This window comes from Bradyrhizobium sp. LTSP849 (assembly GCF_000938255.1).
Classification (GTDB): Bacteria; Pseudomonadota; Alphaproteobacteria; order Rhizobiales; family Xanthobacteraceae; genus Bradyrhizobium.
In genome coordinates, this window is record NZ_JYMR01000013.1 from 125,661 (window position 1) to 131,906 (window position 6,246).

General features: G+C 64.1%; 5 protein-coding genes. 2 read left to right on the plus strand and 3 right to left on the minus strand.

Going from position 1 to position 6,246, the window contains the following annotated elements; all coding sequences use genetic code 11:
• Nucleotides 1-7: 7 nt before the first annotated feature.
• The 3 genes from UB31_RS11570 to coxB form a co-directional block, all read right to left on the minus strand.
• A complete protein-coding gene (locus tag UB31_RS11570) occupies nucleotides 8-952 on the minus strand; it encodes a heme o synthase (protein WP_045010974.1) in 945 nt (314 codons plus the stop codon).
• 61 nt (nucleotides 953-1,013) lie between these two features.
• Nucleotides 1,014-2,639, minus strand: a complete 1,626-nt coding sequence (ctaD, locus tag UB31_RS11575; RefSeq protein WP_045005686.1) for a cytochrome c oxidase subunit I — start codon at nucleotides 2,637-2,639, stop codon at nucleotides 1,014-1,016.
• An 87-nt stretch (nucleotides 2,640-2,726) separates the two neighbouring features.
• On the minus strand, nucleotides 2,727-3,581 hold the full coding sequence (gene coxB, locus UB31_RS11580) for a cytochrome c oxidase subunit II (RefSeq protein ID WP_045010975.1): 855 nt from the start codon (nucleotides 3,579-3,581) through the stop codon (nucleotides 2,727-2,729).
• 448 nt (nucleotides 3,582-4,029) lie between these two features.
• On the opposite strand from coxB, the gene UB31_RS11585 reads away from it, so the two are divergent.
• Nucleotides 4,030-4,578: an invasion associated locus B family protein gene (locus UB31_RS11585; RefSeq protein WP_045010976.1), complete on the plus strand. Its 549-nt coding sequence runs from the start codon at nucleotides 4,030-4,032 to the stop codon at nucleotides 4,576-4,578.
• Nucleotides 4,579-4,824: 246 nt separating this feature from the next.
• A complete protein-coding gene (locus UB31_RS11590; protein ID WP_045010194.1) occupies nucleotides 4,825-6,153 on the plus strand; it encodes an IS1182-like element ISBrsp9 family transposase in 1,329 nt (442 codons plus the stop codon).
• Nucleotides 6,154-6,246 lie beyond the last annotated feature (93 nt).

Consider the following 6,246-nt stretch of genomic DNA (forward strand, 5'->3'; position numbering starts at 1 on the left):
CCCGTTCTCATGCGCCCCCAACCATCGGAGCAAGCGCCCGGTACACGACCTCGCCAAGCAGGGTCGCAAACAGCGCAAACAGATAAAAGATGGAGAAAGCAAACAACTTGCGGGTCGCGCGCAGCGATTGGCTGCGCTCACGGCGGATATAGACGTTGATGGCGAGCACCAGCATGCCGGCGCCGAGCACCAGCGAGGTAACGCCGTAAATGGCGTCGAAATAGCTGAGCGCCCACGGGGCTGCGGCCACCGCGATCAACACGATGGTGTAGAGCAGGATCTGGAGCCGCGTCGCATCGGGGCCGGCGACATTGGGCAGCATCGGAATGCCGGCGCGGGCGTAGTCGTCGGAGCGGAACAGCGCCAGCGCCCAGAAGTGCGGCGGCGTCCAGAAGAAGATGATGGCGAACAGCAGCAGCGGCTCAACGTCGACCGTGCCGGTCACCGCAGCCCAGGCCACCACCGGCGGCAGCGCGCCTGCAGCGCCGCCGATCACGATGTTCTGCGCAGTCCAGCGCTTCAGGCCCATCGTGTAGATCACGACGTAGAAGAAGATGGTGAAAGCGAGCAGCGCGCCAGCGATCCAGTTGACGAGAATGCCGAGCGTCATCACCGAGAAGAAGGCGAGCGTCATGCCGAACGTCATCGCCTCGGGCCGGGTGATGCGGCCGCGCGGGATCGGCCGGTTCGCCGTGCGCGACATCTTGGCGTCGATATCGCCCTCGAGCGCCATGTTGAGCGCACCGGAGGCGCCGGCGCCGACGGCGATGCAGAGCAGCGCGGTGATCGCAAGCACGGGGTGGAAATGCCCGGGCGCCATCGCCATCCCGACCAGCGCGGTGAAGATCACGAGCGACATCACCCGCGGCTTCAACAGCGCGATGTAGTCGCCGACCTCCGCTTCGGAGATCCGGGGATTGATGTCGACGGCGTTCTGATCGAGGACGGACACTTAGACCTGCTTGCTTCGTTATAGAGCCGCGGCGCCCGTCACGGGCGCCGCGGAAGATGGCTTACTGCACGCGGGGCAGCACTTCGAACTGGTGGAAAGGCGGCGGCGAGGGCAGCGTCCACTCCAGCGTGGTGGCGCCAGCACCCCAGGGATTGTCGCCCGCCGGGACCTTCTTCATGAAGGCGTCGAGCACGCAGTAGAGGAAGATCAGCACGCCGAAGCCGGAGATGTAGGAGCCGAGCGACGAGATCAGGTTCCAGCCCGCGAACGCGTCGGGATAGTCGACGTAGCGGCGCGGCATGCCCGACAGGCCAAGGAAGTGCTGCGGGAAGAACACCAGATTGACGCCGATGAAGGTGACCCAGAAGTGCGCCTTCGCGATCGTCTCGTTGTACATGTAGCCCGTCATCTTCGGGAACCAGTAGTACCAGCCGGCGAAGATCGCGAACACGGCGCCGAGCGACAGCACGTAGTGGAAGTGCGCGACGACGTAGTAGGTCTCCTGGAGCACGCGGTCGACACCCGCATTCGCCAGCACGACGCCGGTGACGCCGCCGACCGTGAACAGGAAGATGAAGCCCACCGCCCAGATCATCGGGGCGCGGAATTCGATCGAGCCGCCCCACATCGTGGCGATCCAGGAGAAGATCTTCACGCCGGTCGGAACCGCGATCACCATGGTAGCGGCGACGAAATAGGCCTGCGTCGCCGAGGACATGCCGACCGTATACATGTGGTGCGCCCAGACCACGAAGCCGATGCCGCCGATCGCGACCATGGCGTAGGCCATGCCGAGATAGCCGAACACGGGCTTGCGCGAGAAGGTCGAGACGATCTGGCTGATCATGCCGAAGCCGGGCAGGATCAGGATGTACACCTCGGGATGACCGAAGAACCAGAACAGATGCTGGAACAGCACGGGATCGCCGCCGCCGTCAGGTGAGAAGAAGCTGGTGCCGAAATTGCGGTCGGTGAGCAGCATGGTGATCGCACCGGCGAGCACCGGCAGCGACAGCAGCAGCAGGAACACCGTCACCAGGATCGACCACACGAACAGCGGCATCTTGTGCAGGGTCATGCCCGGCGCGCGCATGTTGAAGATCGTGGTGATGAAGTTGATGGCGCCGAGGATCGACGACGCGCCCGCCAGATGAAGCGACAGGATCGCGAAGTCGACGGCCGGGCCCGGATGGCCGGAGCTCGACAGCGGCGCATACATGGTCCAGCCGGCGCCGACACCGTTGGCGCCCGGCTCACCCTCGACGAAGGTCGAGATCAGCAGCAGCGCGAAGGAGGCCGGCAGCAGCCAGAACGAGATGTTGTTCATGCGCGGGAACGCCATGTCCGGCGCGCCGATCATCAGTGGAACGAACCAGTTGCCGAAGCCGCCGATCATCGCCGGCATGACCATGAAGAAGATCATGATCAGGCCGTGAGAGGTCACGAAGACGTTATAGGTGTGCGTCTCGTGGAATATCTGCACGCCCGGATACATCAACTCGGCACGGATCGCGACCGACATCGCAGCACCGATGATGCCGGCGATGACCGCGAAGATCAGGTACATCGTGCCGATGTCCTTGTGATTGGTCGAATAGACGTAGCGGCGCCATCCGGTCGGATGGGCGTGCTCGTCATGTCCGTGGTCTTGCGCGTGATCGCCGTGTGCCGCTGCGCTCGTTGCCATTGTCAAATCCTGCCTTGCGTCCCATTCGGACCTTCGGAGGTCCCGCCCTTTATGTCGCTTTCAGTCCCTTGAGCCTTCACCCGACGCTTACTGCGCCGGGCCGGCTGCGGAGGCGAAAGTGCTGGTGCCGCCGCTCGCATATTTCTTCTTCGCCGTTTCGACCCAGGAGGCGAACTCCTGGTCGCTCACCACGCGCACGGCGATCGGCATGAAGGCGTGGTCCTTGCCGCAAAGCTCCGAGCACTGGCCGTAGAACATGCCGGTCTTGGTGGCCTTGAACCAGGTCTCGTTCAGCCGGCCCGGAATGGCGTCGATCTTGACGCCGAAAGCCGGCAGCGCGAAGGCGTGGATGACGTCAGCCCCGGTGACCTGAACCCGGACCACCTTGTTGACCGGCACCACCATCTCATTGTCGACGCCGAGCAGCCGCGGCTGCTTGTCCGCCGCCATCAGCGAATCGAATTCGAACTTGCCGTTGTCCGGATAGGCGTAGGACCAATACCACTGCTTGCCGGTGGCCTTGATCGTCATATCCGCCTTCGGCACGTCGAGCTCGAGGAACAGCAGGCGGAACGACGGCACCGAGATGCCGACCAGGATCAGCACCGGAACCAGCGTCCAGGCCACCTCGATCAGCGTGTTGTGGGTGGTCCGCGACGGCACCGGATTGGCCTTCGAATTGAACTTCACGACCACGACCACGAGCAGCGCCAGCACGAAGAGCGTGATCACGATAATGAGCACGGACAAGAAATCGTGGAACCAGACGATATTGTCCATCACCGGAGACCCAGAGGCCTGAAGGTGCCATTCCCACGGCTCCGGCTGCCCGAGCTCGGCGAATGCCACGCCGCCCGTCGCCAGCGTAATGCCAGCCGCCGCCAAGGCGATGGTGGCCATTCCCAGCAACTGCCGGCCCACCCGACCTATCGACATCCTCATGCCGTTCGCGCTCCCCTAACGAAATCACCCCAAGTGCATTGCCCTATTTCCGGGAAATGCTTATTCGACCCGCCCGTCCGTCAAACTGCCACTCAAGAATACCTCTAAGAGGAATTGGGGCCAGATCGCTCAAACGCCGAAATCAAGCCTCTCAAACCATAATTCTTGATCTATCGCAATGCAGTCTTGGGCTTGGTCTACCTGCCATCACCCGCAAGATAATTCCCAGCAACATCAGACAAAAATACCGTTTCCCGGGATGCCGCGGCTTGACAGCTGAATTGCTCGCGGTAGGCACTGGCGGGCAGTTACGCAGGAACCTGATTCGTGCCGGCGATGGCGGACCGAGGCGGCGCGGGATTTGCTTGGGAATCGCCTTCAAGACGCCGTCATTGCCGTATCAGTCCACCAGCGCGAGCGACCCAAGCGAGCAGAGGGACCGACCCCGATGGGGCTTTCGAAATGCATGGCAACGCTGGCTAACGGCCTCAAGGCGCTGATCGGCCCCCTGGCCGCCGCCCTTCTGCTTGCCTTGCCAGTCCTTGCCTTGCCGAGCCCCGCCCATGCGCAGGGCGCGGTGCGCTCCGTCCATGGCGACTGGCAGATCCGCTGCGACACCCCGCCCGGCGCTCAGGCCGAGCAATGCGCCCTGATCCAGAGCGTGGTGGCGGAGGACCGCTCCAATGCCGGCCTCACCGTGATCGTGCTGAAGACCGCCGACCAGAAGAGCCGCCTGATGCGCGTGGTGGCCCCCCTCGGCGTGCTCTTGCCCTCCGGCCTCGGGCTGAAGCTCGACAACCAGGACGTCGGCCGCGCCGGCTTCGTCCGCTGCCTGCCCAATGGCTGCGTTGCCGAGGTGGTCATGGACGACAAGCTGCTCGGCCAGCTCCGCAGCGCCAAGACCGCGACCTTCATCATCTTCGAGACCCCCGAAGAAGGCATCGGCTTCCCGCTCAGCCTGAACGGGCTTGGCGAGGGGTACGACAAGCTGCCGTAGAGGTGGCTACAGTAATCCGAACGCTGGTCCCGTCATCCTGAGGCGCGAGGCTTGCGATGCGAAGCATCGCAAGGTGAGCCTCGAAGGATGAACGGCCGAGCTGCCAGCCGGGCCGTCGCCCTTCGAGGGCTGCTAAAGAAGCGGCCACCTCAGAGCGTGTGATTTTTTGGCAGCGTGCCAGGTAAATCTGTCCGAATGCCGGTGGCATGTGATTCTCTGGCGATGATGGATTGGCGGGAGGCGAAGATGGCTGCCGATGAATTGTTCGGTGATCTGCCGGCGCAATCGAAGCCTGAAGCCGACGCGGCGCCGCTCGGCGCGCCACGGCTGCGTGAGCCACAGCGCGACCAGATCGCGTTGCGAGCGGTGGATATCGAGAGCCTGATCGGGGAAGACCATCCGGTGCGCCTGATCTGGTCTTATGTCGAAGAGCTTGATCTGAGTGAGCTGGAGAACCGGATCAAGGCCAGGGGCGACCGCCCCGGTCACCCCGCGACCTCGCCGCGGCTTTTGCTGGCGCTGTGGCTCTCAGCCACCAGCGAGGGCGTCGGCAGCGCGCGAGCATTGGAGCGACTGTGCGAGAGCCACGATGCCTATCGTTGGCTGTGCGGCGGGGTGTCGGTGAACTATCACATGCTGGCGGACTTCCGGGTCGGTTGCGCCGACCTGCTGGACCGGCTGCTCAGCGAGCATCTGGCGGCGCTGGCGAAGGCTGGTCTCGTCAATCTGGCGACACTGGCGCAGGACGGGGTGCGGGTCCGGGCCAGCGCGGGAGCCGCCTCGTTCCGGCGCGAGGCGACACTCGAGCGGCATCTGGCCCTGGCTGAGACGGTGGTGGAAGACCTCAAGCGCGAAGTCGACGTGCGCTCTGACGCCAGCAATCAGCGCGCCCGGGCAGCCAAGGAGCGAGCCGCGGAGGAACGCAGCGCGCGCGTGAAAGCGGCGCAGGCGGCGCTTGCCGAGATCAAGCAGCAGCGCAAGGAACGCGAGAGCAAGCAAGGCAATGGCAAGACGCCGAAGGAGCCGCGCGCGTCGACGACGGACGCCGATGCACGGGTCATGAAGATGGCGGATGGCGGCTTCCGCCCAGCCTACAACGTGCAGGTGACGAGTGCGGCCGGCGAGCAGTTCGTCACTGACGTTAAGGTATGCAACACGGGGTCCGACCGCGGGCTGATGCGGCCCATGCTGGAGCGGCAGCGCACGCGCCCTGGCGGCCTGCCCAAAGACCATCTCGTCGATGGCGGCTTTGGCAGTGCGGAAGACATCGAGTGGGCGCATGCCGAGGGCATAGAGGTTTTTTGCCCGCCCACTCAATCCAAGCACGGCACCGACCCCTACCTGCCGCGACGCGGCGACGGCGCGGGGGTACTGGCTTGGCGTGCGCGGATGGCGAGCAAAGAGGGCAAGGCCCGGTACAAGCCCCGTTCGATATGCGAGTGCATCCATGCCCGCTGGCGCAACTGGAACCTACGGCAATTGACCGTGCGCGGGATCGAAAAGGTCCGCGCCGTCGTGCTCTGGTACGCCCTCACCAACAACATCCTGCAAGGCAACCGCCTCCGCAGCGCATAAACGAGAGCTCATCGACGAACTCAGACCCGCCATTTACCGCGACAAGAAACTCCACTCCGTTCCGAACAAGTAAAAGCGTCACAAGCTCTCAGG